Origin of the sequence: Pseudomonas costantinii (assembly GCF_001870435.1) — a bacterium.
GTDB lineage: Bacteria > Pseudomonadota > Gammaproteobacteria > Pseudomonadales > Pseudomonadaceae > Aquipseudomonas > Aquipseudomonas costantinii.
In genome coordinates, this window is the sequence record NZ_MDDR01000057.1 from 26,854 (window position 1) to 53,397 (window position 26,544).

Sequence of the window (26,544 nt, forward strand, 5' to 3'; positions counted from 1 at the left end):
TCCTGGGGATTTTGCAACGACATCCGGGTCACAAAGAGGCATACGCCACGATATCGAATTTAGTGGCGTACGCAACTAATTTGTTTCAAGCTGTCTCAGTCTTCATCTAGAAGGTCATTTTCGGTCTGAAAGGCCTTGTCCTGAAGGGGCTCGCAGGCATAATCGCCCGCGCCGAGTTTTGTATCAGAGAGTATCTACCCTTGAAATCTGCCCCGCCTTGCTCCGAGAGCCCCAGCGCCTGCGTAAACGGTGCCGTACGCCGCACCTCCCGCCGTCTGGCCCAGATCTATGACGAGGCATTCGCGCCCTGCGGCCTGAAAGCCACCCAATACGCAGTGCTCAACCAGATTTCCAAGGCCGGCACACCGAAGATGGGCGAACTGGCGCAAACCCTGGTGATGGATCTGTCCGCCCTCGGCCACACGCTCAAGCCGCTGGTGCGCGATGGCTTGGTGGAACTGCGGGTGGACGAACTCGACCGCCGAACCCGCCGCGTGCTGCTGACCGAAGTCGGCGTGCAGACCCATGCGACGGCCAGGGGTATTTCGGTGCAGATGGCCGAGCGCTTTGATCAAGCATTCGGCCGTGAAGCGGCGGCACAGCTGCGCCAGACCCTGGACTTTATCGCCTCAGACGAATTTGCCCGCACACTCTTGGCCAAGGATGACTAAGCCATCGGTTGGTGATTGGTCACGCAGTGAATGCCACCGCCACCCGCCGCGATCGCGTCGATATTGAGCTGCACCACCTTGCGGTTCGGATAGAGCTGCGACAACAGGTCGAACGCCTTGCGGTCCGCCACTGGGTCGCCGAACTCCGGTGCAATCACCGCGCCGTTGATCACGAAGTAATTGATATACCCAGCAGCGAAGTCGTCATTGCCTTTGCGGAACTTGCTTTTGCGCGGGCTCAGCGGTGGCGACACGGTGTGCACCTGCAACCGGCGGCCGTCGGCGTCGGTGGCGTTCTTGAGGATCTCAAGGTGCGCCAGGGTGACCTTGTGGTCGTAGGACTCGGGGTCGGTGTCTAGGTTAGCCAGCACCACGCCGGGCGACACGAAGCGCGCATAAAAGTCGACATGGGCATCGGTGATGTCCTTGCCCTTGATACCCGGCAGCCAGATGATCTTGCGCAAACCCAGGCGCTCCTTGAGTTCGGCCTCGACATCGGCCTTGCTCCAGTCGGGGTTACGGTTGCGGTTGATCCAGCTGCTCTCGGTCATGATGCCGGTGCCCAGGCCATCCACCTCGATCCCACCGCCCTCGCCTACCAGTTCGCTGCGGATATGCTTTGCGCCGGTTTCTTCGGCAATCTGGCCCGCCAGCAGGGCATCCTCTTCGTGCTGCTGCTTGTTGCCCCAGCCATTGAAGTTGAAGTCCACCGCGCCCAGACCGCCCGTGCCGTCGATGACGAAGTTGGCACCGGTGTCGCGCATCCAGATGTCGTCCAGCTCGGTTTCTACAAAGGTGATATTGCGTGTGCCGCAATGCTGCTCAGCCAGCGAGCGCTCGTCTTCACGGCAGAACACGGTAACCGGTTCATGCTCGGCAATCGCCCGGGCGATACGGCCGAGGGCGGCTTGTACGTCGGCGGTGAAGTCTTCCCAGATGGCGTCCTGGGCGCCAAAGGCGATAAAGGCCTGGCGATGTTTTTCGCCCTCGTCGGGCATGTAGAAGCGACCGCTGACGGCCGCTCGTACGTGGGTGGTGATCAAGGTCATGGCGCAGACCACGCTGGCTTGTTTGATGAAGGTTCGACGGGTTGGCATGAAATCCTCTGCACTTACTTGACGGTTGCTGTCTTGAATTTAGTCCACACGCGCATACGTGCACGCATATCGGCCTGGGAAATATCTTTGCCGGCAATCAGCCGATCAAAGGTAGCCGCATCCAGGTAGATGTCGGGGTTGTCGCGCATGCTCGCCTCCACGTCCGGTCGGGCCTTGGCATTTGCCGTGGGGTAACCGGTGAAGTTGGTGATGGCGGCCATGTTCTGCGGGCGCATCACAAAGTTGATAAAGGCGTAGGCGTATTCCGGGTGCTGGGCGTCGACCGGTATCGCCATGGTGTCCATCCACACCGTCGTGCCTTCACGGGGAATGTGATAACCGAAGGTCACCGGTTTGCCGGCAGCATCGGCGGCGCGCTGGGCTTGGGTCATGTCGCCACTGTAGCCGAGGGACAGGCACAGGTTACCGTTGACCAGGTCGGTCACCGGTTGCGACTGGAACTTGCGGATGTACGGGCGCAGCTTGAGCAGCAAATCGCTGGCCGCCGCCAGGTCTTCGCGCTTGGCGCTGCGCGGGTCGCGGCCCAGGTAGTTGAGCACCACCGCCAGCACTTCATCCGGTGAATCGATCAGCGAAATACCGCAGTCGGCGAACTTGGCTGCCAGCTCCGGCTTGAACAGCAGGTCAAGACTGTTGACCGGCGCGTTCGGCAGACGCTGTTCAATCTGCTGGGTGTTGTAGGTCAAGCCGATAGTGCCCCAGGTGTAGGGCACCGTGGCCTTGTTCGAATTGACATAGTGGGTGCGCAGCTTCTGCAAGCCCGGCTCGATATCGCCCAGCGCGGTGAGCTTTGCAGGGTCCAGCGGTTGCAGGCTGCCTGCCCGCATCAAGCGCTCGGCCACGGTGTCGCCGGGGAAGATCAGGTCGTAGCCGCTGCCGCCGGCCATCAACTTGGCTTCCAGGGTTTCACTGCCGTCCATCACGTCATAGATCACTTTGATGCCGGTTTCGGCGGTGAATTTGGACAAGGTGTCGGCGGCGAAATAATCGGCCCAGTTGTACAGTTTCAAGGTTTTGTCATCGGCCGACGCGCAGACGCTGGTGAGGACCCATGCACAGCAAAGAAGTCGTTTCATGCCAAGGTCCTCGATTGACGCCCGTCCAGGGTCAAGAGGCCGCCGTACATTTCCGGGCGGCGGTCGCGGAAGATGCCCCACGTCAGGCGCTCTTCGCGCATGGCGGACAGGTCCAGGCTGTGCACGAGCACGCCGGTACTGTCGCGATCAGCCTCGGCCAGCAGCTTGCCTTTGTGGTTACAGATAAACGAGGAACCGTAGAAGTTCATTTGCAGGCTCGAATCGGTGGTCGCCACTTCACATCCGACGCGGTTGGCCGCCACCACCGGCAGGATGTTCGCCGCCGCGTGGCCACGCATGGTCATTTGCCAATGGTCGCGGGAGTCCAGGTTGGCACAGCCGGGTTCCGAGCCGATGGCCGTGGGAAACAGTAATACTTCAGCGCCTTGCAAGGCCAGGCAGCGCGCGGTTTCGGGGAACCACTGGTCCCAGCAGATGCCGATGCCGAGGCGCCCGAACGCGGTGTCCCAGACCCGAAAACCGGTGTCGCCGGGGCTGAAATATTCCTTCTCCTGGTAGCCGATAGCATTGGGAATATGGGTCTTGCGATACACGCCCAGCAATTGCCCGTCGGCATCGGCCACGCTCAGGGAATTGAAGAACGCATTACCGGCTTTCTCAAACCAACTCAACGGCAGTACCACGCCCAATTCCTTTGCCAACGCGGCGAAGCGCTGGAGCACGTGACTGTGCTGATATTCCTCGGCCAGCGCCAAATGCTTGTGGTGCTGTTCGATGCAGAAATACGGCGTGGCGAACAGCTCTTGCAGCAGAATCACCTGGGCGCCCTTCGCCGCCGCCTCCCGCACCAGTTGCTCGGCACGGTCGAGGTTGCCCGGCAAATCCCAGGTGCAGGGCATCTGGGTGGTAGCAATCGTTAATACGGTCATGGCATTACCCCTTCAGTGGCCAGGCAGGTTGTTGCTGGGTGATGCAATGCACCCCGCCACCGCCGTGTGCCAGGTGGTTGATCTGCACCGGGACGATTACGCGACCGGGGAACGCCTGGGCCAAGACGTCGGCCGCGATCTGGTCGGCAGCAATGCCATAGGCCGGCATGATGATTGCGCCGTTGGCGATGTAGAAGTTGGTATAGGAGGCACAGAACACTTCAGCCTCGGTGTCGACGGCGTCGGTGGCTTCGTACAGCTCGATCATTTCGAAGCGACGGCCTTGGGCGTCAGTGGCCAATTCGAGGGCGCGACGGTTCTCGCGCACCACTTGGGCGTAGACCGATTGCTGATCGTGGGTGGCATCGACCAACAACACCCCGGGGCGAGCGAAGGCGCACACACCATCGACATGGCCGTCGGTCATGTCGCCGGTGACGTAATCCGGGTCGCCAGGCAGCCAGATGGTCTTCTTGATGCCCAGCAGACGCGCGAAGATCTCCTCCATCTCGGCCTTGCTCATGCCGGGATTGCGATTGGGATTGAGCAGCACCGATTCGGTGGTGATCAACGTGCCCTCGCCGTCCACGTGGATCGCACCGCCTTCATTGCTCAGCGGCGTGCCGAAGCACTCCAGGCCCAGGTGGTTGAGCACCCGACGCGCCAAGCTCTCATCCAGGTCATGCGCCGACTTGCCGCCCCAGGCGTTAAAGCGCCAGCTCACCCCGGCCGCACCGTGTTGCGGATGGCAGATAAACGTCGGGCCAGAGTCGCGGCACCAGCTGTCATTGACTGCCTGCTCGATCAGCGCGATGCCTGGGCCGCACAAGGCTTTGGCAATGGCGACCGCCGACGGATCGACGATCATCTTCACCGGTTCGAACCGAGCAACCGCGTTGGCCACTCGCGCGAAATCCTGCTGCACCTGTGCCAAGGTCACGCCCCAGGTGGATTCCCACAGTGCCTGGTTATGCGGCCAGACCATCCAGGTCGCTGCATGTCGGGACCACTCCGCGGGCATCCACCAACCATCGCTTCGAATTGTATTCTGCTGCATGACAAGTACCTTTGAGTTAAGTCATTGTGTTCAGTGAAAACTGCCCACGGAGTCTTGGCATGCATGCTACGTTGGCGATTAAGGCCGAACAAACGATGGATTTTGTAGAAAACTGATTAGAGGAGCTTATCAATATGCTCAACCACTGGCCGCCCCTCGGCACCCTTCGCGGCTTTGAAGCCGCCGCCCGGCTGGGCAGTTTCCACAAGGCCGCCGAAGAACTGCACCTGACCCAATCGGCAATCAGCCAGCAGATTCGCAGCCTGGAGGCTTACCTTGAACAGCCACTGTTTTTCCGCAGCGGGCGCAGTGTCAGCCTGACCGACGCCGGGTACGATTTTCTCAGCACCACCCAGGCGCTGTTGCAGCAATTGGCGGTAGGCGTGCGACGGCTGGGGCAGTACCGCAAGCCCAATCAACTGGTGCTCAACACCACCCCGACGTTTGCCCGTCACTGGTTATTGCCGCGCCTGGCCGACTTTCGTCGCCAGCACCCGGAGGTGGACCTGTGGATTTTCAGCACCGATGAAGTGCCGGACATGGCCAGCCAGACCATCGATCTCGCGGTGCGCGACGACATCAGCTCCCAGGCCGAATGCAGCTTCAAGGTACTGCATGCCGACCGGCTGTTTCCGGCGTGCCATCCACGGGTATTGAAAGAGCCCAAGGCGCAACGCACCACCCTGCACGGCGAGCGGGAAATGGACTGGAGTCATTGGGCCGTGGAGGCCGGAATCGATGTGGGCCAGCAGGATCAGGGGCTGAACTTTTCCGATCCTGGCTTGCTGCTGGATGCGGTGTGCACCGGGTTGGGAGTTGGATTGGTTAGCCAACTGCTGAGTCGTCAAGCCCAGACCGATGGCTTGCTGACACCGCTGGTGGAAGCCACTATTCGCGGGCCGAATTGGGCGTTGCTGACCCACCGTGACAGTGAAAACACCCCCATGGCCCGCAGCTTCACCGAATGGCTGCTGTCCCATTTGCAGGTAGACCCGACATGAGTGACAGACTCGAAGACATCCTCGCCGACCACTTGAACGTGGTGTTCTGCGGCATCAACCCCGGCAAGGGTTCCGCCGCCATTGGCCAGCACTTTGCGAACCGCAGCAACCGCTTCTGGCGCACCCTGCACCTGGCCGGGTTCACACCCCATGAAATCAGCCCGGAAGGCGGTCGCACGCTGCTGCACTACCACTGCGGCTTGACCACGGTGGTGGAACGCCCGACGGCGAGTGCGAGCGAGTTGGCGCGGCATGAATTCAAAGATGCGGCGGCGGCGTTCGAGCAGAAAATCCGCCGGCATGCGCCGCGCTGCGTGGCGTTTCTCGGCAAGGCAGGCTACAGCGCATTGTCTGGCCAGCGCGAGATTGCCTGGGGGTTGCAGCCACATTCACTGGGCGGCGCTTCAGTTTGGGTACTGCCCAACCCCAGCGGCCGCAACCTTGCCTTCAGCCTTGATCAACTGGTGAACGCGTATCGCGAACTGCGCGTTGCCTGTGAACGGCCTAAGCATTAGAGCGGACATAATAATTATCGAATTCACCACTTTCGACGAACACAAAGCCATGGCGAAGGTAAAAGCGATTTGAAGCACTTTCCTTAAGAGCGCCCACCTTGATAGGCAGCCGCAGTTCATCCGCCTCCCTGAACACCTGAGTGAGTACTTTTGCGCCTATGCCTGCACCTTGAACACAGGGGACCACGTACAAGTGGTCAAGCAGAAGCTCGCTTCGAAGGTCTTTTACAACGACAAAACCAACCAGTTCACCTGCTACTTCTATGCGGCGCGTGTTGCCTGCGTCGAACCCATTCAGAAATCGTTCACGCGCACGATCGGGGTCAAATCGCCCAAGTCGCTCAAGGCTTTCGCGCATGGCCTCAATCCGGATAGCCACCAAAGCTTCCAAGTCGTTATGGGTCGCGGGGGATAAAACGATAGCGGGGGCTTGATCCGATGAGGCAGGCATTACACACACTCCAAATATCGGTAAAAATTGTTGATATTACACGGCCAAAGCCCGCTATAAAGTTACCTGACTTTACCTATCCTGACAGCTACTCAACTCCCTGGAGGCTTCATGAAACTGGTCGGCATGCTGGACTCACCTTATGTACGTCGCGTGGCAATTTCCCTGGAGCTGTACGGGGTGGACTTTGTGCATGAGCCACTGTCGGTGTTTCGCACCTACGCGCAATTCGCCCAGATCAACCCGGTGGTCAAGGCGCCCACCCTGGTGCTGGATGACGGGACCGTGCTGATGGACTCCAGCCTGATCCTGGATTACCTGGAAGCCCTGGCCCCAGCCGACAGAAAGCTGCTGCCCCAGCAACCCACCGCACGCGCCCATGACCTGCAGGTACTTGGGTTGGCCCTGGCCGCCTGTGAGAAAAGCGTACAGATCGTCTATGAGCACAACCTGCGCCCGGCCGAGAAGCTGCATGCACCGTGGCTCGACCGTGTCACCGGCCAGTTGCTGGCCGCCTATTCGCTGTTGGATAAACACCTCGCCCAGACCGGCAGCGAAGCCCTGAGCCAGGCGTCGCTGACAGCGGCGGTCGCCTGGTCCTTCAGCCAGTTCACCGTGGCATCGGTGGTCAAGGCCGATGCCTTCCCCAGCCTGCAACGCCACGCCGAACGGTTGGAACAGCATCCGGCCTTCAAAAAATACCCGATCGAATAACCCGGTCTACACCCAGCCACCGTCGACGATAAAGTTCTGTGCCGAACACATCGCCGACACATCGGAAGCGAGGAACAACGCCATATTGGCGATGTGTTCGGGCAGTACGCTGCCCGGCAAGCACTGGCTGCGGCTGATCAGTTCCTTGGCCGCGTCGTCGACCCACATTGCCAGTTGTTTTTCCGTCATGACCCAACCGGGTACCAAGGTGTTGACGCGAATGCGGCTGGGCCCCAGTTCCCGCGCCAACGCGCGGGTCATGCCATGGGCGGCGGCTTTGCTGGCGGCATACACCGGGTAGCCGGCGGAAGCCATCATCCAGCCGACCGAGCCCAGGTTGATGATCGCCCCGCCGCCCGCGCGTTTCATCATCGGCACCACGGCCTTGGCAGCAAAGAAGGCGTGTTTCAGGTTGACGGAAATCAGCTTGTCGAAGGTTTCCGAATCGACCTCCTCCAGTGTGTGGCGCAGGTCATTGGCCGCATTATTGACCAGCACCGTAATTGGCCCCAGCGAGTGTTCAAAACGCTCTATCGCCGCCTTGTAGGCGATTTCATCAGTGATATCGCAATACTCGAACTCAACGGTATGCCCCTGAGAGTTCAACAACGCCGCCAGGCGTTCGCCCTGGCTTTGTGCACGGTCCACAAAACCCACTTTGGCGCCTTGCGCAGCGAAGGCCCGCACCATGAATTCGCCGATGCCCGAAGCGCCTCCGGAAATCAGCACGGTCTTGCCTTTGAGGTCGGGATAAACGGCCTGCTGAGTAGTCATATAACGGTGCCCCACCTAATTAGTCTTATTTTATTTTGCAAATATTACGTTTAAGGCTATAAATTCGCTGTCATACCGACAAAATATCGCACATTAGTAGAACTATTCCACTCAAAACAACAAAAGGAAGTTCGACCATGAAGCACCCTCGACACCTGCTTTCCGGCCTCGCCTTGTCCATGCTGATCGCCAGCGGCGGCGCCCAGGCGGCAGGACTCACCAGCGAGCACAAACCTTTCGGCAAAACCAATGACGGTACCGCCGTCGAACAGTACGTGTTGCGCAACAGCCATGGCATGCAAGCCACTGTGATCACCTACGGCGGCGTGCTGCAGTCGCTGAAAGTGCCGGACAAACACGGCAAGTCCGAGGACGTGGTGCTGGGCTTCGATGACGTGCAGGGCTACCAGGCCGGCACGGCGTTTTTCGGCGCGACCATCGGGCGTTTTGGCAATCGCCTGGCCGGCGGTGCCTTTGAACTCGACGGCAAGCGCTACCAGGTGCCGCTCAACGATGGCCCCAACTCGCTGCATGGCGGCGCCCAGGGTTTCGACAAGCACGTGTGGCAAGCCAAGCAGGTCAAGGGCAAGGACTCGGTCGGCGTCACCCTCACCTACCTGTCCAAGGACGGCGAGATGGGCTTCCCCGGCAACCTGAAAACCGAGGTCACCTATAGCCTCAACGATAAAAACGAACTGCACATCGACTACAAGGCCACCACCGACAAGCCCACGGTGCTCAACCTCACCAACCACAGCTACTTCAACCTCGCCGGTGCGGGTAACGGCGACATTCTCAAGCAAGTCGCGACCTTGCATGCCAGCCACTACACGCCGGTGAATGCCACGTTGATTCCTACCGGAGAACTGGCGCCGGTCCAGGGCACGCCGATGGATTTTCTCAAGCCCACCGCCATTGGCCAGCACATCAAGGACGATCATCCGCAGCTTAAATTCGCCGAGCCGAAACAAGGCGGGTTTGACTTCAACTGGGCGCTGGATACCAAAGGCGACATCAAACAGCTCGCTGCCGAGGTGCATGATCCAGCGTCTGGTCGGCGTTTGCAGCTCTACACCACTGAGCCGGGCGTGCAGTTCTATACCAGCAACTTCCTCGACGGTACGGTGAAGGGTAAGGCTGGCAAGACCTACCAGCACTGGAGCGGTTTCACGTTGGAGACCCAGCATTTTCCGGATGCGCCTAATCAGCCGAAATTTGCGTCTACGCGTTTGAACCCTGGGCAGACGTATACCCAGAACACCGTGCTGAAGTTCTCTGCCGATTAACTGTTACAGGCGCCTCGGTCTTTCAGTTAGACCGAGGTGCCTGTATCGCGGCATAGGTACCTACACATCCTTTGTATGGATTGGGCTTTGTGGTTCTTGCTGGTCCGTTGGGTACATATCCGTTTTTTGGGTAACGGCCGCTTATGGTTTCGCCCTTACGGCGACTCACTTTGGAAAAGCCGGAATGCCGGCCCAGCCCAAAGTAAGCAAAGGGCTCTTGCCCCACCACTCGGCACCTCGCTGTGGCTCGGTGTGCCCGCACTCCGGCACGGCTGCGCGGGTCGCCGCGATGGGCCATCCCTGGCCCAGCGCGGCTAAACCGGCATCCTTGCCGGTTTACCCGCTCCACCGTGCCTACTTGCGGCCATCGTGGTTTAACGGGGCGCCTAAGATCAAAGTCAAAATCAACAGCACGGCGGCCTGAAAGCCGACCTGAGTGGTGTAGATCAAAAGCGGTCGAGTAATGTGGGTGCTCCATACATCAGGGAAACTGCAATCTGCCCTGCTTCTGATCTGGCTTTTGCTCCACACCACTCCCAGTTAAAAACTGTTACCTATGTGCTTGAACTGATTTGTTACCTATGTGGGTGAGTCATACCCAAGAGCCCTTTTGGTTACTTTTGGGGCTCTTTTCCAAAAGTGACCCGCTGTAAGAGCGGAACCAATAGAGGCCGTTACCGCAGCAACGGATATGCACTCAATCAGCGTTGTTTCATGCGATCAATAACCACCGCCAGCAACAAGATCGACCCCCGAATCACGTACTGGTAAAAGGTATCGATATTCTTCAGGTTCATCGCATTCTCAATGATCGCCAGGATCAACACCCCAGCAATCACGTGGCGAATCATGCCCACCCCGCCGCTCAACGACACCCCACCCAACACGCAGGCAGAAATCACCGTCAGCTCAAAACCCTGGCCAATCATCGGCTGCCCGGAGGTCATGCGCGAAGCCAGGATCACCCCGGCCAGAGCACCAATCACACCATGTACGGCAAAGATCAGAATCTTGGTGCGGTCAACATTCACCCCCGCCAGCAACGCCGCCTCCGGGTTACCGCCGATGGCCATGGTGTTGCGCCCATAGGTGGTGTAATTGAGCAGCCAGCCGAAAAACAGAAAGCAGACAATGGTGATCAGGATCGGCACCGGCACACCCAGCAATTGCCCGTTACCGAAGATAAAGAACTGATCCTGGGACACCCCGACCGCCTTGCCATTGGCAAAAATATAGGCCAGGCCCCGCACGATCTGCATGGTCGCCAAGGTGGTAATCAACGCATTGACCCGCAACTTGGCGATCACAATACCGTTGATCAGCCCAACGATCAGGCCCATCAACAGCGCCGCGCCAATCCCCAGCATCACGCTGTCGGTATCGCGCATCACAATCGCCGCCACCACCCCGGCGCAGGCAATCACCGAACCCACCGACAAATCGAAGTGCCCCGACGCCAGGCAAAACAACATGGTGCACGCCGCGATACCCACCGTGGAAATCGCCAGGCCCAGGCCGCGCATATTCAGGGGCGAGAGGAAGTTGTCGATCAGCAACGCGCACAACAGAAAGATCCCCAGCGCGGCCATCAACATCGCCCAGTTATCGAGCAACGCGCGCAGGTCGATAGGTTTGCGTACCACCGGCAACGCGTTATTTTGAGTCGTCATAGTCATCTCTCAGTTCGCCAGGCTGCGCGGCAAGGCCAGCTGCAGCAAGTTGGATTCAGTGGCGTGTTCGCGGCGCTGTTCACCGCGCAGGGCGCCTTCGCATAGCACCAGGATGCGGTCGGAAATGCCCATCACTTCCATCAGGTCGCTGGACACCACGATCACCGCAATGCCCTGCGCTGCGAGGTTATGAATGATCTGGTAGATCTCGGCTTTGGCGCCGATATCGATGCCACGGGTCGGCTCGTCGAGCAGCAGTACTTTCATCGGCATCGACAGCCAGCGACCCAAAATCGCCTTCTGCTGATTGCCGCCGGACAGGTACATGATTTTCTGCGTCGCGTTCGGGGTTTTGACCTTCATGGCGTTGATTTGCTGGTCGGCATTGCCTTTTTCCCAGCCATCGCGCAACAGCCAGCCGAACGCGGAATGCGCGCCGCGCGCACTGATGTTGATGTTCTCAGCCACGCTGGACAACGGAATGATGCCCTCCTTCTTACGGTCTTCCGGGCACAGCAGCACGCCGGCCGCGATGGCATCGCGTGGCGAATGCAGGTGCAGTGGTTTGCCGCAGAGTTCCAAGTGCCCGGCGCTGGCGCGCTGCAATCCACTGAGCAGGCGAAACAACTCGGTGCGCCCTGCGCCCACCAGCCCGAACAGGCCGAGAATCTCGCCCTTGCGCACCTCGAAGCTGACCGGCTCACGCAAGCCTGGGCCAAGCAAACCCTCAACCTTGAGCGCGACCTCGCCGTGCTCACGCGGGCGGTAGTCGTAGATATCCTGAATATCGCGGCCGACCATGCAAGTGACCAACTGGTCATGGGTCAGCGCGCTCATGCCTTCAAACGTGCGCACGTAGCGGCCGTCCTTGAACACCGTGACGGCATTGCAGATGCGGAACACTTCTTCCATGCGGTGGGACACGTACAACACCACTTTGCCCTCATCGCGCAGGCGCGAGATGATCGCCATCAGCCGGTCGATTTCCCGCGCGGATAAGCTACTGGTGGGCTCATCGAACGCAATCACATGCGCGCCACGGGACAATGCCTTGGCGATTTCCACCAGTTGGCGCTGGCCCAGGGACAAGCGGCCCAGCTTCTCGCCAGGATCGATTTCGTCGGCCAAGCCCTTGAGGCAGGCCAGCGCCTGCTTGCGCAACAAGCCACGATTGACCACACCAAACCGAGACGGCAAATGCCCCAGAAACAGGTTCTCGGCGACGGTCATTTCCGGCACCAGGTGCAGCTCCTGGTGGATCACCGCGACGCCGCTGGCAATGCTGTCGGCGGCGCTTTTGAAGGCCATGGTCTGCTCACCGATCTGCAGCGTGCCGCTGCTGGGAATATAGGCGCCGCCGAGGATTTTCAGCAGCGTCGACTTGCCCGCGCCGTTCTCACCCATCAAGGCGTGCACCTGCCCAGGCAAGGCGGTGAAGCTGATGCCATCCAGCGCCTTGACCCCAGGGAAGGTTTTGCCGATGCCGGTGAAGCACAAACGGGCACCGGCGTTGTGTGTCTGTAATTGCGCGTGCATAACCACCTCGTCACACGGATCAGGCGGCCCCGTTGCGGCGGCCGCCGAGGAAAAAAATCAGTTCCACAAACCGATTTTTTCCAGCTCCTGCTTGAAGTTCTCGCGGGTGATCAGCGTGACTTCGTCCATGGCGGTGTACTTCGGCGGCTCCTTGCCGGTGGTGACCCAGTCAAACATCATCTTCGCGGTGTTGTAGCCCTCGATGTGCGGGCTTGGCAGCATCGAACCGAAGAAGCCGCTGTTGGGTTTCTTCAATTCGCCAATGGCGTCGGTGCCATTGATGCCGATCCCGATTACGTTGGCCGCCGCAAAACCGGCGCTTTCGGTGGCGCGCACGCCGCCCAGCACAGTGTTGTCGTTCATGCCGCCGATGATCAGGTTTTTCGCACTACCGGGCAGCTTGACCAAGGCCGAGTTGGTCGCGTCCATGCTGCCCGGTACATCAAGGGTCTTGGCGGCGGTGAACAGGATATGGTCTTTGGGGAAGCCTGCGTCTTCCAGGGATTTGACCGAACCGTCGGTGCGTTTTTTACCGGTGTCGAGTTCGTTGAAGGTGTTGATCACCGCATAGGTGTCCTTCCAGTCCCAGCCACGTTTTTTCGCTTCAGCGGCCATCGCGGCACCCTGCTTCTGGCCGACTTCGAAAGCGGCCATGCCCAGGTACGGCACGTCTTCCATGAAGTTGCCCTTGGCATCGACAAAGCGATCATCCACCGCAATCACTTTCAAACCGTTGGCCTTGGCCTTGGCGACGATGGCCGGGCCAAGGGACACGTCCGGCGGGCAGATCACAAAGCCCTTGGCGCCGTTGGCGGCCAGGCTGTCGATGGCCGACAGGGTTTTCTCGCCATCCGGCACCGCGATCTTGATCACCGTGAACCCATGCTCCTTGCCGGCTTTTTCGGCAAAGGCCCATTCAGTCTGGAACCACGGTTCTTCGGCCTGCTTGACCAGAAAACCAATCTTCACTTCTTCAGCGGCCAGCAACAGGCCGCTCAAGCTCAGGGCCGAGACCGCTACAGCGGCGCAGCACAGGGAACGGATACCACGACGACGATTCATACGGGTGACTCCTTGTTGTTGTTTTTAAGTCTTGGTTGTTTAACCGGCAAAGCGGTGACAGGGTTTGCCTGGCACGTCGACCTCAATGGCCAATACCGCACCATCCAGAGGGTGATCCAATGGGCTGGCGGCGCTGGTGATATAGAGGGTGGTGAGGTTCGGGCCGCCGAATACGCAACTGGTGGGGCGGCTGACGGGCAACTCGATGACGCGGTCGACTTGACCTTCGGGCGTCAGGCGCAGCAAGCAACTGCCGTCCCAACGGGCGTTCCAGAGATAGCCTTCAGCGTCCATCGCCGAGCCATCCGGCCCGCCGCGCGGATGCGGGCCGAACCACACCTGCGCGGGGTCGAGTTGGCCATCGGGTTGGATCGAATGCCGGTACAGCGTGCCGTCCATGCTGTCGCCGAAATGCACGTGACTGCCGTCATCGCTCCAGAGCAAGGTATTGGGAATGCCCAGACCGTGCAGCAGCGGCGTGACCGTTGCATCGGCATCGATGCGAAACAGGCCACCGGAGCGTCGGGTGATCGGCAGGTCTTCGCCCTGCTCACCGATGTTGTTCTGCATGGTGCCCAGCCACAGTCGGCCCTGCGCATCGCAGCGCGCTTCATTGCCGCGGTTGCCGGGTTGCGGGTCGGCCACACAAAGCAGGGTCAAGGCTTCGGTTGTCAGGTCCAGCCGATAGACACCGCTGCTCAAGGTCACCAACGCATCGCCGCTTTCACACGGGATAAACGCCGAAACGTGCTCGGGCAACTGCCAAACCTGCAATTGCCCGCCCATCAAGCGCAGCGCCTGTTTGCCGGCGATATTGACCCAATACAGCGCCTGAGTCGGCGCGTCCCAAAACGGACCTTCGCCCAGTTGCGCACGGTGCGGGGTGACGGCGGTACACGACATGAAGCCTCCTGGAGTGTTGTTCAGGTGCGTGTTACAGCGGGTCGCGAGATGGCGTGCCATCCACCAGCCGCTGAATACGCAACGGGTTAGCGTTTTTCAACGCGTCGGGCAGCAGGCTATCAGGGTAATTCTGGAAGCACACCGGGCGCAGGAAGCGGTCGATAGCCAGGGTACCGACCGAGGTGCCACGGGCGTCGGAGGTCGCAGGGTACGGCCCGCCATGCACCATCGAATCGCATACTTCTACGCCGGTCGGGTAGCCGTTGAGCAAGATGCGTCCGACTTTCTGTTCCAGCAGCGGCGTGAGCTCGGCGAACTGCTCGAAATCCGCCGGTTCGCCAATCATGGTCGCCGTCAGTTGACCGTGCAGGCCTTGCAAGGCGGCGCTGAGTTGGGCCTGATCGGCGACTTCAACAAATACCGTGGTAGGGCCAAACACTTCTTCTTGCAGCACTTCATCGCCGTCGATCAGCAGACTGGCATCGGCCTTGAACAGTTGCGGCTGTGCTTGATTGCCCGCTTGGGCACTGCCGGCTAAATGTTGAATGCCTGGGTGCGCCAAGAGCTTTTCCAGACCGCTGCCATAACTGCTCAAGGTCCCTGCGTTGAGCATGGTTTGCGCCGGTTGATCACCGATCAATTGCGCCACCTGTTGAGTGAACGCAGTAAAGGCGGGCGATGCGATGCCGATCACCAGGCCGGGGTTGGTGCAGAACTGACCACAGCCCTGCACCACCGAGGCGGTCAGGTCGCGGGCGATGGTTGGCGCACGCGTGTCCAGCGCCTTGGGCAACACGATCACCGGGTTGATGCTCGACATCTCGGCAAATACCGGGATCGGCTGCGGGCGTGCCGCTGCCATATCACACAACGCGCGGCCGCCCTTGAGCGAGCCGGTAAAACCGACGGCCTGGATCGACGGGTGCTTGACCAGCGCTTCACCGACACCGCCACCGAAGATCATATTGAACACGCCCGCCGGCATCTCGGTGGCCTCGGCCGCTCGAATGATTGCATCGGCGACGCATTCAGCCGTCGCCATATGCCCGCTGTGGGCCTTGAAGACCACCGGGCAGCCCGCCGCCAGCGCTGCGGCGGTGTCGCCACCGGCGGTGGAAAATGCCAGGGGGAAGTTGCTCGCACCAAACACCGCCACCGGGCCGAGGCCAATGCGGTACTGACGCAGGTCAGGACGCGGCAGTGGCTGGCGCTCGGGCAAGGCCTTGTCGATACGCGCGCCGTAGAAATCGCCACGACGCAACACGGTTGCGAACAGACGCATCTGGCCACTGGTACGCCCGCGTTCACCTTTGATGCGCGCGGCGGGCAACGCTGTTTCGCGGCAAACCAGCTCAACAAACTCATCGCCCAGCGCATCCAGCTCATCGGCCACCGCCTCCAGGAACTGCGCGCGGCGCGAAGCACTTAACGCGCGGTACGCCGGGTAAGCCGCCGCCGCAGCTTTAGCGCCAGCGTCGACCTCTTCGGGAGTTGCCTGGTAAAAAACCTGAGGCAAGGCTTCGCCGGTGCTGGCGTCGACGCTCTTGAGCGTGACGCTGCCGTTGGCGCTGCGCTGGCCGCCGATGTAGTTGTGGCCGAGAAACTGGGTCATGGAGGGCTCCTTAAAGGGTGACGACGTTGCCGGGTTCGAACACCGCGTCAGCACTGCCGACCGCGTTAATCAACGGCGCGCCGAACTCGGCCTGGCTGATCTCGAACACATCGCCCGGTTGGGTACGTATACCGTCGGCGAATGACAGGGTGGCGGTGCCGAAGAAGTGAATATGCACATCGCCGGGCGTCAGGAACTGGTTGTATTTGAAGTGGTGGTACTCGAGGTTTTCCAGGCTGTGGCACATATTGGCTTCGCCACTGAGGAATTCGTTTTCCCAAATGACTTTACCGTCGCGCAGGAGACGGCTGGTGCCGGCCAGGTGCTGGGGCAACTCACCCACGCGCAGCTCTGGGCCATAGCTGCAACTGCGCAGCTTGGAATGGGCCAGGTACAGGTAATTCTTGCGTTCCATCACGTGGTCGGAGAACTCGTTACCCACCGCAAAACCCAGGCGATAGGGCTTACGGTCATGGCCGATCACGTACAGGCCGCCGATCTCCGGCTCTTCACCCGCGTCATCGGCAAACGGCGGTACAGGAAAGGCTTGGCCAGGACGCACCACAATGCTGCCGTCGCCCTTGTAGAACCACTCCGGTTGGACGCCTGCTTGGCCGGAGGCAGGCTTGCCGCCCTCCACGCCCCATTTGAAGATGCGCATGGTGTCGGTCAATGCGCTGTCGTCACCGCCCTGGTGCATCTTGTCCCGCGCCGAGGCGCTGCCGAGGTGGGTCAGGCCGGTGCCGCTGATCAGCATATGTGCCGGGTCCGGATGGTCGAGTGGCGGCAGGATTTTCAGATCGGCCAGCAGCGCAGCGTAGTCATGACTTTCGCCCAGGCCAAGGCTCTGCACCTGTTGCGCCAGGCCCACACCGGCCTCGATGGCAGCCAACGCCAACTCGCGCACGCTGCGGGCGGTCTGAACTTCACGCAGTGTGCTGCCTTCTACCACGCCGACGCGGCGCTCACCGTTACGTAATTCGAACTGAACTAAACGCATGAAACTTCTCCCAGATTAAGTCCGTGTAGCGCCACGGGCGCTGGCGGCGAATTGGTCAGCGGGCAGCACGTGCTTGCGCTCCAGCAGGCGGTAAACCACACCGGTGAGCAGCAAGCCGAACACCATCACCCCAGACAGGAAGTACAAGCCTGAGGCCAGGTTGCCGGTGTACTCCTTGAGCGCGCCAATCACGAACGGACCGATATAGCCGCCGAGGTTGCCCACCGAGTTGATCAAGGCAATGCCCGCGGCCGCGCTGGCACCGGCGAAAAACCGTCCCGGCAAGGTCCAGAACACCGCCGTGCAGGAAAACAGCGCGAACGCCACCAGGCACAGCGCCGCCAGTTGCAGCACCGGCACACTCAGCCAGGCGCTGAGAAACAGGCCGATGGCGCCGAGCACATACAGCACCGCGAGATGGCCGTAGCGATCGTTCAAGCGGTCGGAGCTGCGCGGGATGATCAACAGCCCGACGATTCCGAAGATATACGGCACGGCGGACACAAAGCCGGTGACCAGGTCACTGCCGCCGAACTGCTTGATCAAGGTCGGCAACCATAGGCCCAGGCCGTAAATGCTCAAGGTCACCGGCAGGTAGAACAGCGCCAGCAGCAACACGCGCTTGTCTTTAAGCGCATGCAACGGATTGCCATGGCGGGTCTGGCCGTAGGCTTGCAGGTCTTTATTCAGCTCGCCGGTGAGCCAGATTTTTTCATCTTCGCTCATCCAGTTGACCTGTTTCGGCCCATCCGGCAGATAGCGCAGTACCGGCCAGGTCAGCAGAAGCGCCGGGGTGCCGATCACAATAAACAGCCACTGCCAGCCATGCAGGCCGAAGATCCCGTCCATGCCCAGCAGGCCGCCGGAGACGGGGCCGGTGATCATCATCGCGATGGGTTGGGACAGGATGAACAGCCCGAGGATCTTGCCGCGATGGCGTACCGGGAACCATTGGGTGATGTAGTAGAGAACGCCCGGAAAGAACCCGGCCTCCGCCGCACCGAGCAGAAAGCGCATCACATAGAAGCTGTGAGGCCCCTGGACGAAAGCCATGCCGATGGTGATGGCGCCCCAGGTGAGCATGATCCGCGCAAACCAGCGCCGCGCACCGAAACGGTCGAGCATCAGGTTGCTGGGGATCTCGAAAAGAAAATAGCCAATAAAGAACAGCCCTGCCCCCAGGCCATACGCCGCGTCACCGATGCCGACATCGGCGCCCATGTGCAATTTGGCAAAGCCCACGGCAGAGCGGTCCACATAGGCGACCAGGTACAGCAGGATCAGGAAGGGAATCAGTTTCAGCGTGATGCGCCGAATAAGCCGCAGTTCCTGGCTCATGGGGTCGATCTCCGATTGTTGTTTTTATAGAAGCTCGGGGGACGCCTCTCGCGAAAATCCGCCAGGGCAATACCTCAGTTGAAGCCGACTATATAGTATGACTATTTGCAAAACAACTCTTCCAAAGCATCGATTTTGCGCTTATGTTTAAGCACGCATAGAACATATAGTCATACAATAAGAGAATCGATCATGCCTGATAAAAAGCCCGGCCTACGCTCCGCCCAGTGGTTTGGTACTGCCGACAAGAACGGCTTCATGTACCGCAGCTGGATGAAGAACCAGGGCATTGCCGACCATCAGTTTCATGGCAAGCCGATCATCGGTATCTGCAATACCTGGTCGGAGCTGACGCCGTGCAACGCGCACTTCCGGCAGATCGCCGAACACGTCAAACGCGGCGTGATTGAAGCCGGTGGCTTCCCCGTGGAGTTCCCGGTGTTCTCTAACGGCGAATCCAACCTTCGACCGACGGCCATGCTCACCCGCAACCTGGCGAGCATGGATGTGGAGGAAGCCATTCGCGGCAATCCGATTGACGGCGTGGTGCTGCTGACCGGCTGCGACAAGACCACCCCCGCCCTGCTGATGGGCGCCGCCAGTTGCGACGTGCCGGCCATCGTGGTCACCGGTGGGCCGATGCTCAATGGCAAGCACAAGGGCCAGGACATCGGCTCCGGCACGGTGGTGTGGCAGCTCAGCGAACAGGTCAAGGCGGGCACCATTACCCTGGATGATTTCCTTGCGGCCGAGGGCGGCATGTCGCGTTCGGCGGGCACCTGCAACACCATGGGCACCGCGTCGACCATGGCCTGCATGGCCGAGGCACTCGGTACTTCCCTGCCCCACAACGCGGCGATTCCGGCGGTGGATGCGCGACGTTATGTGCTGGCGCACATGTCCGGCATGCGCGCGGTGGAGATGGTGCGCGAAGACTTGAAGCTGTCGAAAATTCTCACCAAAGAGGCGTTTGAAAATGCGATCCGCGTGAACGCAGCCATCGGCGGTTCGACCAACGCGGTGATTCACTTGAAAGCCATCGCCGGGCGTATCGGCGTCGAACTCGACCTGGATGACTGGACCCGTATGGGGCGAGGCGTGCCGACCATCGTCGACCTGCAACCGTCGGGGCGTTTCCTGATGGAAGAGTTTTACTATGCCGGTGGCTTGCCCGCTGTGCTGCGTCGCCTGGGCGAAGCCAACCTGATTCCGCATCCGAATGCCTTGACCGTGAACGGTAAGTCCCTCGGCGAAAACACCAAGGACTCGCCAATCTATGGTCAGGACGAAGTGATCCGCACCCTCGACAACCCGATCCGCGCCGACGGCGGTATCTGCGTGCTGCGTGGCAACCTGGCCCCGCTGGGCGCCGTGCTCAAACCGTCAGCGGCCAGCCCTGAGCTGATGCAGCACCGTGGCCGTGCGGTGGTGTTCGAGAATTTCGACATGTACAAGGCACGTATCAACGACCCGGAATTGGACGTGGATGCCAACTCGATCCTGGTCATGAAAAACTGCGGGCCCAAAGGTTACCCAGGCATGGCGGAAGTCGGCAACATGGGGCTGCCGGCCAAACTGCTGGCCCAGGGTGTGACCGATATGGTGCGAATCTCCGACGCGCGCATGAGTGGCACCGCCTACGGCACGGTGGTGTTGCACGTAGCGCCGGAAGCCGCTGCCGGTGGACCGTTGGCCACGGTGCAGGAAGGTGACTGGATCGAACTCGACTGTGCCAATGGTCGCTTGCACCTGGACATCCCCGACGCAGAGCTGGCGGCGCGCATGGCCGACCTCGCACCACCGCAGAAGTTGATCGTCGGAGGCTACCGCCAGCTGTACATCGACCATGTGCTGCAGGCTGATCAAGGTTGCGACTTTGACTTCCTGGTGGGCTGCCGTGGAGCTGAAGTCCCGCGTCATTCCCACTAATTGGGATGCTATGATGCCGCCTATTTAGCCAGAGCATCCCTTTCGTTATGGATCACCAGCCGCCCAAGCCACGCAAGAGCATGCATGCCCAGATCGTTCAGGACTTGGGCATGCACATCGTTTCCGGTCGCTTCAAGCCTGAAGAAAAACTGCCCCTGGAGGCCACGCTCTGCGAGGAATACAAGGTCAGCCGCTCGGTGTTGCGGGAGGCCACGCGAGTGCTCAGCGCCAAGGGCCTGGTGTATTCCAAGCCACGGGTCGGTGCGGTGGTGCGACCTCGCTTGAAATGGCATTTGCTCGACCCGGACGTGCTGTCCTGGTTGATGCAGTCCACGCCCCACAGTGAGTTCTTCAACACCCTGGCCGGGGTGCGCCGCATCCTTGAGCCGGAAATCGCCGCGATGGCCGCAACCACCGCCACCGATGAAGACATCGCGACCATCGAGAAAGCCTACCAGGGCATGGAAACCGCGAAGACCCACGACGCCCTGTTGCAGGCCGACCTGGACTTCCACCGTGCCATTGCCGAGGCCACTCGCAACGACCTGCTCGCCTACATGTGCAATATGCTGTCGCTGCCGCTGCGCGAGTCGATCAATATCACCAACCGCCGCCCGGATATCCAGGGTCTCAGCCTGCCTCGGCACAAAGCGATCCTCACCGCGATCCAGAACCGCGACGCCCTCGGCGCCCGGCATGCATCGCTGGTGCAGTTGGATGACACGCGGGTTGCGCTGGATACGGTGATGAATGTGCTGACGCCGCTTTGACGCTGGGGCAGTCAGACTATGCGGCGACTGACACGTCCCTCATTGCGGCATAGGTGTCTATATCTCTTTTTTATGGCTTGGGCTCTGTGGTTGTCGCTAGGCCGCTGGGTACATATCCGTTTTTTGGGTAACGGCCGCGTATGGTTCCGCTCTTACAGCGGGTCACTTTTGGAAAAGCCCCAAAGTAAGTCGCTGTAAGAGCGAAACCAATAGCAGCCGTTACCCAAGCAACGGATATGCACCCAATCTACCGAAAAAACGGCCAACCCAAAGGGGATAGGCACATCCTGCGACCGGCTTAACCAGGTTACAGGGTGTAGGAAATCCCTACCTGCACCGTGCGCGGCTCACCCGGATACGCATACACGTTACCGAACGCGCCCTCTTCATAGTCACGGTTGAACAAGTTCTTCACATCGAGGTTCAGCCGCACCTGTTCGTTGACCTTGTAGTAGCTGAGCAAGTCCACCACCGTGTAGGCATCCATCGAGAACGGAGTGTTGGAAGTTTGACCAACCCGTTCGGCGACGTACTTGCCACCTGCGCCCACACCCAAACCCTTAAGCGTGCCGTCCTGGAACTCATAGACATTGAGCAGGCTGAAGCTATTGCGTGGGATGTTGGCTAAACGCGAACCGACGCGGATGCTGTTGTCCTTGGTGACCTCGGCATCCACATAGGCATACCCGCCGATCACGCGCCATTCAGGCGTGATGTTGCCAGCAACGTTGAGATCCAAGCCTCGGCTGCGGACCTGGCCGGCTGCGACGCTGAAGGCCGAATCCACCGGATCGGTGGTAAGCACGTTTTTCTTCTCGATCTGATAGATCGCCGCATCGACGCTCAACTGTCGATCAAGGGCTTCCCACTTGATGCCCATCTCGTACGACTTGCCCTTCTCCGGCTCAAAACCACCACCCTGGCGACTGGCACCGGTATTGGGCTTGAACGAGCGCGCGGCGTCGGCGTACACCGCGACGGTCTCGGTGAGATCGTAGATCACGCCTACACGCGGGGTGACGGCGTTGTCGCTGGCGTCCCAGCTTTTCCCGCCAGGCACGTAGGTGTGATAGTCGTGCTCGAACCGCTCGAATCGCGCCCCCGCCAGCACTTTCAAGCGCTCGGTCAGGGCCACCTGATCCTGGACAAACGCGGCGTAGGTCTTGAGGTTTTCCTTGTCGTGAGTCGGCGTGCGCGTAAGCACCGGGCGTGGCTGGCCGTAGACCGGGTTGAAAATATCAATGGCATAGGTGCCCGCCGCGCCGCTGGAGCGCTGGATGATCGACTTGTAGTCGTAGTCTTCAAACTCGACACCCGTCAGCAAGGTGTGATCGAAACTACCGGTGGAGAAATGGCCAGTGAGATTGAGCTGCGTGTCTTTGTCGGTCCACTCCAGCTTGCGGTAGTTGAAGTTACGGCTCAGGGTTCGACCGTCGGCGGCCAAACTGTTGGCTTCAACGGCGTTACCTTGCAAGGAGCCCTCCAGCCATTGGAAACCGCCGCCCAGGGTCCAGTTGTCGTTGAGCAAATGCTCGAAACGCAGTTGGGCCATGTTGTTGTCGTTGTGCAGTTTTCCGGCGTCTTTTTCACCCCAGAAGGTATCGCGCGACGCGGTACCCTGTTGATGGGTATAGCGCGTCAGGCCACGGTCCAACGGGTGATTGTTGCGCATGAAGTCGCCTTCGAAAATCACCTTGGTGTCATCGCTCGCTTGCCAGCTCAACACCGGCGTCACGCCGTAGCGTTCGGTTTCAACATGATCTCGGAAGGTGTCGCCGCCCTCACCCACCACGTTCAGGCGATAGGCCAGGCGGCCTTCTTCGTCCAGTGGGCCGGAGGCGTCAAGCGTGCCACGGCGCATACCCTGGTTATCCAACTGGCTACCCAAGGTCACGCTGCGCTCAGCCTGGGGTTGCTTGGACACCACGTTGAAGGTACCGCCGGGATCGCCTCGACCGTAGAGCATGGTCGCGGGTCCGCGCAGCACCTCCAGACGTTCGATGGTGTTGGCATCCGGCATGTTCGGGTAACCCCGGTTGATCGGAAAACCGTTGCGGTAAAACTCGCCGGTTGTGAAGCCGCGCACGGTAAAGGTAGTCAGCCCTTGTCCGCCGAAGTTGTTCGCGCGACCAACACCACCGGCGTAGTCCAACGCGTCCTGCAGGCGGGTGGCACCGATGTCTTCGACCACCGCCTTGGACACCACGCTGATGGATTGTGGGGTTTCATGAATCGAGGTGTCGGTTCGCGTCGCACTGGCCGAGCGAGTGGCGTGGTAGCCCTGCACCGGCCCCTGTGCCGTTTCATAGTCCGCAGTGCCCGTAATACTGGTCGCTTGCAACTCGAGACTGGCTTTTTCAACCGACTCGACTTCTGCCCAACTGAAGGGGGAAAACGCCTGAAGCACACAAAGGGAAACCAGGGTACGACGCATGGGTGAGAAACCTTGTAAATGAGCCAGATGGAGCGGCATATCTGCCAATTATTGTGCGGCGCAGGGTATACCAACTCACAACCAATTGATATGCGTTCTCATTTAAGGTTTCGGAATTTATCCCTATGTGCAGATTTCAGTATCTACACAGATTGATCACTCTGCATCGGACTCCAGAGCAGCCTCGGTAACGGGCGGCACACCAAACTGAACCGCTTCAATCCGTCCTTGAAGCCGCTCGACAAACTGCTCTGCTTCAGTCCGGGTACTGAACATCAAACTCAAATTGCCCAGCCGTAACAGGCAGCCTTGAGGTGAATCGACGTTCTCGAGTTCGATTTTCATAGTATCCCCTGAATAGTTGCGTTCATTGAGTCGCCGCGCGCACCCGCGGGTCGACAAGTTCACCTTCCAGATACGCGCAATCCTTGCCGTGATGCTTGGCGCCATACAGGCTCCTGTCCGCGCTCTTGAGCACCGCGGACATATCGGCCCCCGCCGAAAATTGCGCTATTCCCGCACTGCAGGTGTAGTTGTGCGGCACCGCAACACTGCGCCGAATCGCCTGCAACAGTCTCAGTGCGAAATCGCAGGCGAACGCCGGATCATCGCCCAGCAGCAACACGCCGAACTCTTCCCCGCCGATCCTTCCAAAGCTGTGGCTGCCCTGGGTGGTTTTCAGGCATGCGGCCATGGCACATAGAATCTTGTCGCCCACATCGTGGCCATACAGGTCGTTTTTTAGTTTGAAACTGTCGATATCCAACATCATGAAGTAACCGTTTTGGTCGCTGGTGATCAGCTTTTCGAAACTTTGCATGAAGGCACGCCGATTCAAGATGGAGGTCAAGTAATCAGTCTCCGCCAACACTCGAAACTCACTCTCCACCAGCAGCACGGAGCGCAGGCTCTTCAAGTAGGAAAAATTCAAAATAAAACCGATGGACACCGAAGAAACGCAAAAAATGAACAGGTAGATCTGCGCCTCGCCGTAAATATCCGCCTGCATATGTGGCCACAAGATCAGCCAGACCAATGTGGCGGAAAATAGATAATCCTGAACACTGATAAAGAGGATGGCGCTGCTGACCACCAGGGTGACCGCGAGCGGCAAGCCGAAAATACGCAACTCCCCGTGAAGGCGGATGACATAGGCAAAACCTGCGGACAACAGGACCACATAGACGACACCCAAAACCCGCCACACGAAAAAATTCGCAGTGAGGTGGTGAAGGCGGCAAACAACCAACAAGCTAAGCGTGATAACCGTTATGTAAATATCAAATTCCATTGCCGGGTGAATCAACAACACCCCCACCCAGGCAATGACCCCTATCCATTCGGCTTGCGTGACCGCCGGTGACAGTAACCGGCGCATCCTGGGCCTCAACTTCAAGTTCGTAGGCATCCCTACCCTTCCCCTTCAATAGCTTGCAGGCCGACTGCAAATGAAAATGCCATAAAGCGTCTTACCAGACAGGCGAAAGGAGGCAGCACTTCCAATTGAGTTTTGGAATGCACTTTAAAGTAGCCCTTCTCGACGCCTTCCTGAACCATTCGAATAACGTGAGTTTTCGACACTGACAGTTGCTGGGCCAAGGCAAGATAGGAAGATGACCTGAACGTTGCTCGATCATTTCCTGGCACAAAGGCGTCGTTATAGATAGCCAGCATCAACATGTGCCCTGCGTCTCGCTTCACCAGCCAATAACACTCCGGCAACAACACATCAACGGTCAGATCAGCGGTCAGAATGTGCGAGAAGCCCTTGAAGTAAAGGGCCAGGAATTCTCGATCATCCAACTCACGCATGTTTCGAAAATGGGCCTTCTCAGGGCACATCAGCGCCAGTGCGTCGGTAATGGAGGTCAGCATCAGCCGGACTTCCCGGCAGGCTTCATCGGAGGGCGCGTACACTCTGAAGCGACTGTCCTCCGTATGGGTGCCTACCGCCATGAAACCCAACGCCCTGAACAGTAGAAAGACCGACTCCAGGCTGTTTCTCGAGCAATACCTGCGCGCCACACAAAACGCTTTCACATCGCAAAGCAACGGTATCGACTTGGAGAAGTAATCACTTAATAGTGTAAAGGACACCATCAAACGGCTGTACTTGAGGGCACTCTTGTAGAAAAACGGCCTTTTTGAATAAGTGTTCAGAAGAACGCTGTAATGCGTTCGAATACAACTTTCAAACTCCACATTGCGCTCGAGTGCATCCGCCGCATTACCAATAGCCAACTTCAACGAACTGACGTGCATGAAAGAGCCCCGATCAACCAACTTTATCCCACTGATCTCGACCACACCGTTTCTGTGGCCAGGTCCCCAAACAAATCACGTCGTAAACACGGCCAGTGATGGCGCTTTGCCGCTGGGCGCAATGTACAGTGATTGTTGCACGGCACACCATCGCTACCAAAGTTGTTCCAGGCACTTCATCACTTATGCCCTGAATATTTCAAATACACTTCACGACGCATTTTTTTACAGTTCAGCACCGCCTGTACTGAAATAACTAACCGAACAATCAGGTTTATTCAAAAATACCGCCGCATCAGAAAACGGATGAGCGAACCCCTCGTCGATGCAGCGCGGACGGCAGAATCGGTTGAACCGCGTTCTAATGACTCTTTCGGCCTCAAGTGCTTACCCCTCCAGTCGATACACCGGGAGTACGCATGGGCCGCTTCCCTCATAACAACACATGCGACGCTCACCGCTACCGTTTTTCCCC

Annotated in this window: 24 protein-coding genes; 7 read left to right on the top strand and 17 right to left on the bottom strand. The window is 59.3% G+C overall.

Going from position 1 to position 26,544, the window contains the following annotated elements; genetic code table 11:
• The first annotated feature begins 200 nt into the window (after positions 1 to 200).
• Complete coding sequence (locus BFL40_RS27840; RefSeq protein WP_071486945.1) at positions 201 to 671, top strand: MarR family winged helix-turn-helix transcriptional regulator; 471 nt, start codon at positions 201 to 203, stop codon at positions 669 to 671.
• Here BFL40_RS27840 and BFL40_RS27845 read toward each other — a convergent pair.
• Genes BFL40_RS27845 through BFL40_RS27860 form a run of 4 tightly spaced genes read right to left on the bottom strand, consistent with a single transcriptional unit; the run spans position 668 to position 4,812 of the window.
• The gene (locus BFL40_RS27845; RefSeq protein WP_071486946.1) at positions 668 to 1,768 is read right to left on the bottom strand and encodes an agmatine deiminase family protein; all 1,101 of its coding nucleotides are present in this window, start codon (positions 1,766 to 1,768) and stop codon (positions 668 to 670) included. The two genes, BFL40_RS27840 and BFL40_RS27845, sit on opposite strands and share 4 nt — an antisense overlap.
• Before the next feature lie 14 nt (positions 1,769 to 1,782).
• Positions 1,783 to 2,865 (bottom strand): extracellular solute-binding protein, encoded by a 1,083-nt coding sequence (locus tag BFL40_RS27850; RefSeq protein WP_071486947.1) that lies wholly within the window; start codon positions 2,863 to 2,865, stop codon positions 1,783 to 1,785.
• A complete protein-coding gene (aguB, locus tag BFL40_RS27855; protein ID WP_071486948.1) occupies positions 2,862 to 3,755 on the bottom strand; it encodes an N-carbamoylputrescine amidase in 894 nt (297 codons plus the stop codon). The genes BFL40_RS27850 and aguB overlap by 4 nt, the downstream gene beginning before the upstream one ends.
• 4 nt (positions 3,756 to 3,759) lie before the next feature.
• Entirely contained in the window at positions 3,760 to 4,812 is a 1,053-nt protein-coding gene (locus BFL40_RS27860; protein ID WP_071486949.1) for an agmatine deiminase family protein, read from the bottom strand.
• Positions 4,813 to 4,946: 134 nt separating this feature from the next.
• Here BFL40_RS27860 and BFL40_RS27865 point away from each other — a divergent pair, with 134 nt between their 5' ends.
• Both BFL40_RS27865 and mug read left to right on the top strand, forming a co-directional pair.
• Positions 4,947 to 5,813 carry a LysR substrate-binding domain-containing protein gene (locus BFL40_RS27865; RefSeq protein WP_071486950.1) on the top strand — a complete coding sequence of 289 codons (867 nt, stop codon included), beginning with the start codon at positions 4,947 to 4,949 and terminating at the stop codon, positions 5,811 to 5,813.
• Positions 5,810 to 6,328: a G/U mismatch-specific DNA glycosylase gene (gene mug, locus BFL40_RS27870; protein ID WP_071486951.1), complete on the top strand. Its 519-nt coding sequence runs from the start codon at positions 5,810 to 5,812 to the stop codon at positions 6,326 to 6,328. Before BFL40_RS27865 ends, mug begins: the two co-directional genes overlap by 4 nt.
• Here the strand turns inward: mug and BFL40_RS27875 are convergent.
• Positions 6,318 to 6,779, bottom strand: coding sequence for a GNAT family N-acetyltransferase (locus tag BFL40_RS27875; RefSeq protein WP_071486952.1), 462 nt, complete (start codon positions 6,777 to 6,779; stop codon positions 6,318 to 6,320). The two genes, mug and BFL40_RS27875, sit on opposite strands and share 11 nt — an antisense overlap.
• Before the next feature lie 111 nt (positions 6,780 to 6,890).
• Here BFL40_RS27875 and BFL40_RS27880 point away from each other — a divergent pair, with 111 nt between their 5' ends.
• Complete coding sequence (locus tag BFL40_RS27880; protein WP_071486953.1) at positions 6,891 to 7,493, top strand: glutathione S-transferase family protein; 603 nt, start codon at positions 6,891 to 6,893, stop codon at positions 7,491 to 7,493.
• A 6-nt stretch (positions 7,494 to 7,499) separates the two neighbouring features.
• Here BFL40_RS27880 and BFL40_RS27885 read toward each other — a convergent pair whose 3' ends face one another.
• Complete coding sequence (locus BFL40_RS27885; protein ID WP_071486954.1) at positions 7,500 to 8,267, bottom strand: SDR family NAD(P)-dependent oxidoreductase; 768 nt, start codon at positions 8,265 to 8,267, stop codon at positions 7,500 to 7,502.
• A 137-nt stretch (positions 8,268 to 8,404) separates the two neighbouring features.
• Between BFL40_RS27885 and BFL40_RS27890 the strand changes: the two genes are divergently transcribed.
• On the top strand, positions 8,405 to 9,553 hold the full coding sequence (locus tag BFL40_RS27890) for an aldose epimerase family protein (RefSeq protein WP_071486955.1): 1,149 nt from the start codon (positions 8,405 to 8,407) through the stop codon (positions 9,551 to 9,553).
• A gap of 701 nt (positions 9,554 to 10,254) precedes the next feature.
• On the opposite strand, the gene araH is transcribed toward BFL40_RS27890, so the two are convergent.
• Genes araH through BFL40_RS27925 form a run of 7 tightly spaced genes read right to left on the bottom strand, consistent with a single transcriptional unit; the run spans position 10,255 to position 18,674 of the window.
• Complete coding sequence (araH, locus tag BFL40_RS27895; protein ID WP_071486956.1) at positions 10,255 to 11,223, bottom strand: L-arabinose ABC transporter permease AraH; 969 nt, start codon at positions 11,221 to 11,223, stop codon at positions 10,255 to 10,257.
• Between the two features lie 9 nt (positions 11,224 to 11,232).
• Positions 11,233 to 12,759, bottom strand: coding sequence for an L-arabinose ABC transporter ATP-binding protein AraG (gene araG, locus BFL40_RS27900; protein WP_071486957.1), 1,527 nt, complete (start codon positions 12,757 to 12,759; stop codon positions 11,233 to 11,235).
• A gap of 57 nt (positions 12,760 to 12,816) precedes the next feature.
• Entirely contained in the window at positions 12,817 to 13,821 is a 1,005-nt protein-coding gene (locus BFL40_RS27905) for a substrate-binding domain-containing protein (RefSeq protein ID WP_071486958.1), read from the bottom strand.
• 39 nt (positions 13,822 to 13,860) lie between these two features.
• The gene (locus tag BFL40_RS27910; RefSeq protein ID WP_071486959.1) at positions 13,861 to 14,724 is read right to left on the bottom strand and encodes an SMP-30/gluconolactonase/LRE family protein; all 864 of its coding nucleotides are present in this window, start codon (positions 14,722 to 14,724) and stop codon (positions 13,861 to 13,863) included.
• A 31-nt stretch (positions 14,725 to 14,755) separates the two neighbouring features.
• A complete protein-coding gene (locus tag BFL40_RS27915) occupies positions 14,756 to 16,336 on the bottom strand; it encodes an aldehyde dehydrogenase (NADP(+)) (RefSeq protein WP_071486960.1) in 1,581 nt (526 codons plus the stop codon).
• A 10-nt stretch (positions 16,337 to 16,346) separates the two neighbouring features.
• A complete protein-coding gene (araD1, locus tag BFL40_RS27920; RefSeq protein ID WP_071486961.1) occupies positions 16,347 to 17,336 on the bottom strand; it encodes an AraD1 family protein in 990 nt (329 codons plus the stop codon).
• A 15-nt stretch (positions 17,337 to 17,351) separates the two neighbouring features.
• Entirely contained in the window at positions 17,352 to 18,674 is a 1,323-nt protein-coding gene (locus BFL40_RS27925) for an MFS transporter (RefSeq protein ID WP_071486962.1), read from the bottom strand.
• Between the two features lie 192 nt (positions 18,675 to 18,866).
• Here BFL40_RS27925 and BFL40_RS27930 point away from each other — a divergent pair, with 192 nt between their 5' ends.
• Together BFL40_RS27930 and BFL40_RS27935 are read left to right on the top strand one after the other, a co-directional pair.
• On the top strand, positions 18,867 to 20,603 hold the full coding sequence (locus tag BFL40_RS27930; protein ID WP_071486963.1) for an IlvD/Edd family dehydratase: 1,737 nt from the start codon (positions 18,867 to 18,869) through the stop codon (positions 20,601 to 20,603).
• Between the two features lie 47 nt (positions 20,604 to 20,650).
• A complete protein-coding gene (locus BFL40_RS27935; RefSeq protein ID WP_071486964.1) occupies positions 20,651 to 21,373 on the top strand; it encodes a FadR/GntR family transcriptional regulator in 723 nt (240 codons plus the stop codon).
• Between the two features lie 307 nt (positions 21,374 to 21,680).
• On the opposite strand, the gene BFL40_RS27940 is transcribed toward BFL40_RS27935, so the two are convergent.
• The 4 genes from BFL40_RS27940 to BFL40_RS27955 form a co-directional block, all read right to left on the bottom strand.
• Positions 21,681 to 23,807 carry a TonB-dependent siderophore receptor gene (locus BFL40_RS27940; RefSeq protein ID WP_071486965.1) on the bottom strand — a complete coding sequence of 709 codons (2,127 nt, stop codon included), beginning with the start codon at positions 23,805 to 23,807 and terminating at the stop codon, positions 21,681 to 21,683.
• A gap of 156 nt (positions 23,808 to 23,963) precedes the next feature.
• Complete coding sequence (locus BFL40_RS27945; protein WP_071486966.1) at positions 23,964 to 24,152, bottom strand: hypothetical protein; 189 nt, start codon at positions 24,150 to 24,152, stop codon at positions 23,964 to 23,966.
• Between the two features lie 22 nt (positions 24,153 to 24,174).
• On the bottom strand, positions 24,175 to 25,215 hold the full coding sequence (locus BFL40_RS27950) for a GGDEF domain-containing protein (protein ID WP_071486967.1): 1,041 nt from the start codon (positions 25,213 to 25,215) through the stop codon (positions 24,175 to 24,177).
• A gap of 2 nt (positions 25,216 to 25,217) precedes the next feature.
• A complete protein-coding gene (locus BFL40_RS27955) occupies positions 25,218 to 26,069 on the bottom strand; it encodes a hypothetical protein (RefSeq protein ID WP_174555569.1) in 852 nt (283 codons plus the stop codon).
• Positions 26,070 to 26,544 lie beyond the last annotated feature (475 nt).

Coding starts and splice junctions, on each gene's coding strand:
- BFL40_RS27845 (WP_071486946.1), bottom strand. CDS start 1,768: ATGCCAACCCGTCGAACCTTCATCAAACAAGCCAGCGTGGTCTGCGCC.
- BFL40_RS27850 (WP_071486947.1), bottom strand. CDS start 2,865: ATGAAACGACTTCTTTGCTGTGCATGGGTCCTCACCAGCGTCTGCGCG.
- aguB (WP_071486948.1), bottom strand. CDS start 3,755: ATGACCGTATTAACGATTGCTACCACCCAGATGCCCTGCACCTGGGAT.
- BFL40_RS27860 (WP_071486949.1), bottom strand. CDS start 4,812: ATGCAGCAGAATACAATTCGAAGCGATGGTTGGTGGATGCCCGCGGAG.
- BFL40_RS27865 (WP_071486950.1), top strand. CDS start 4,947: ATGCTCAACCACTGGCCGCCCCTCGGCACCCTTCGCGGCTTTGAAGCC.
- mug (WP_071486951.1), top strand. CDS start 5,810: ATGAGTGACAGACTCGAAGACATCCTCGCCGACCACTTGAACGTGGTG.
- BFL40_RS27875 (WP_071486952.1), bottom strand. CDS start 6,779: ATGCCTGCCTCATCGGATCAAGCCCCCGCTATCGTTTTATCCCCCGCG.
- BFL40_RS27880 (WP_071486953.1), top strand. CDS start 6,891: ATGAAACTGGTCGGCATGCTGGACTCACCTTATGTACGTCGCGTGGCA.
- BFL40_RS27885 (WP_071486954.1), bottom strand. CDS start 8,267: ATGACTACTCAGCAGGCCGTTTATCCCGACCTCAAAGGCAAGACCGTG.
- BFL40_RS27890 (WP_071486955.1), top strand. CDS start 8,405: ATGAAGCACCCTCGACACCTGCTTTCCGGCCTCGCCTTGTCCATGCTG.
- araH (WP_071486956.1), bottom strand. CDS start 11,223: ATGACGACTCAAAATAACGCGTTGCCGGTGGTACGCAAACCTATCGAC.
- araG (WP_071486957.1), bottom strand. CDS start 12,759: ATGCACGCGCAATTACAGACACACAACGCCGGTGCCCGTTTGTGCTTC.
- BFL40_RS27905 (WP_071486958.1), bottom strand. CDS start 13,821: ATGAATCGTCGTCGTGGTATCCGTTCCCTGTGCTGCGCCGCTGTAGCG.
- BFL40_RS27910 (WP_071486959.1), bottom strand. CDS start 14,724: ATGTCGTGTACCGCCGTCACCCCGCACCGTGCGCAACTGGGCGAAGGT.
- BFL40_RS27915 (WP_071486960.1), bottom strand. CDS start 16,336: ATGACCCAGTTTCTCGGCCACAACTACATCGGCGGCCAGCGCAGCGCC.
- araD1 (WP_071486961.1), bottom strand. CDS start 17,336: ATGCGTTTAGTTCAGTTCGAATTACGTAACGGTGAGCGCCGCGTCGGC.
- BFL40_RS27925 (WP_071486962.1), bottom strand. CDS start 18,674: ATGAGCCAGGAACTGCGGCTTATTCGGCGCATCACGCTGAAACTGATT.
- BFL40_RS27930 (WP_071486963.1), top strand. CDS start 18,867: ATGCCTGATAAAAAGCCCGGCCTACGCTCCGCCCAGTGGTTTGGTACT.
- BFL40_RS27935 (WP_071486964.1), top strand. CDS start 20,651: ATGGATCACCAGCCGCCCAAGCCACGCAAGAGCATGCATGCCCAGATC.
- BFL40_RS27940 (WP_071486965.1), bottom strand. CDS start 23,807: ATGCGTCGTACCCTGGTTTCCCTTTGTGTGCTTCAGGCGTTTTCCCCC.
- BFL40_RS27945 (WP_071486966.1), bottom strand. CDS start 24,152: ATGAAAATCGAACTCGAGAACGTCGATTCACCTCAAGGCTGCCTGTTA.
- BFL40_RS27950 (WP_071486967.1), bottom strand. CDS start 25,215: ATGCCTACGAACTTGAAGTTGAGGCCCAGGATGCGCCGGTTACTGTCA.
- BFL40_RS27955 (WP_174555569.1), bottom strand. CDS start 26,069: ATGCACGTCAGTTCGTTGAAGTTGGCTATTGGTAATGCGGCGGATGCA.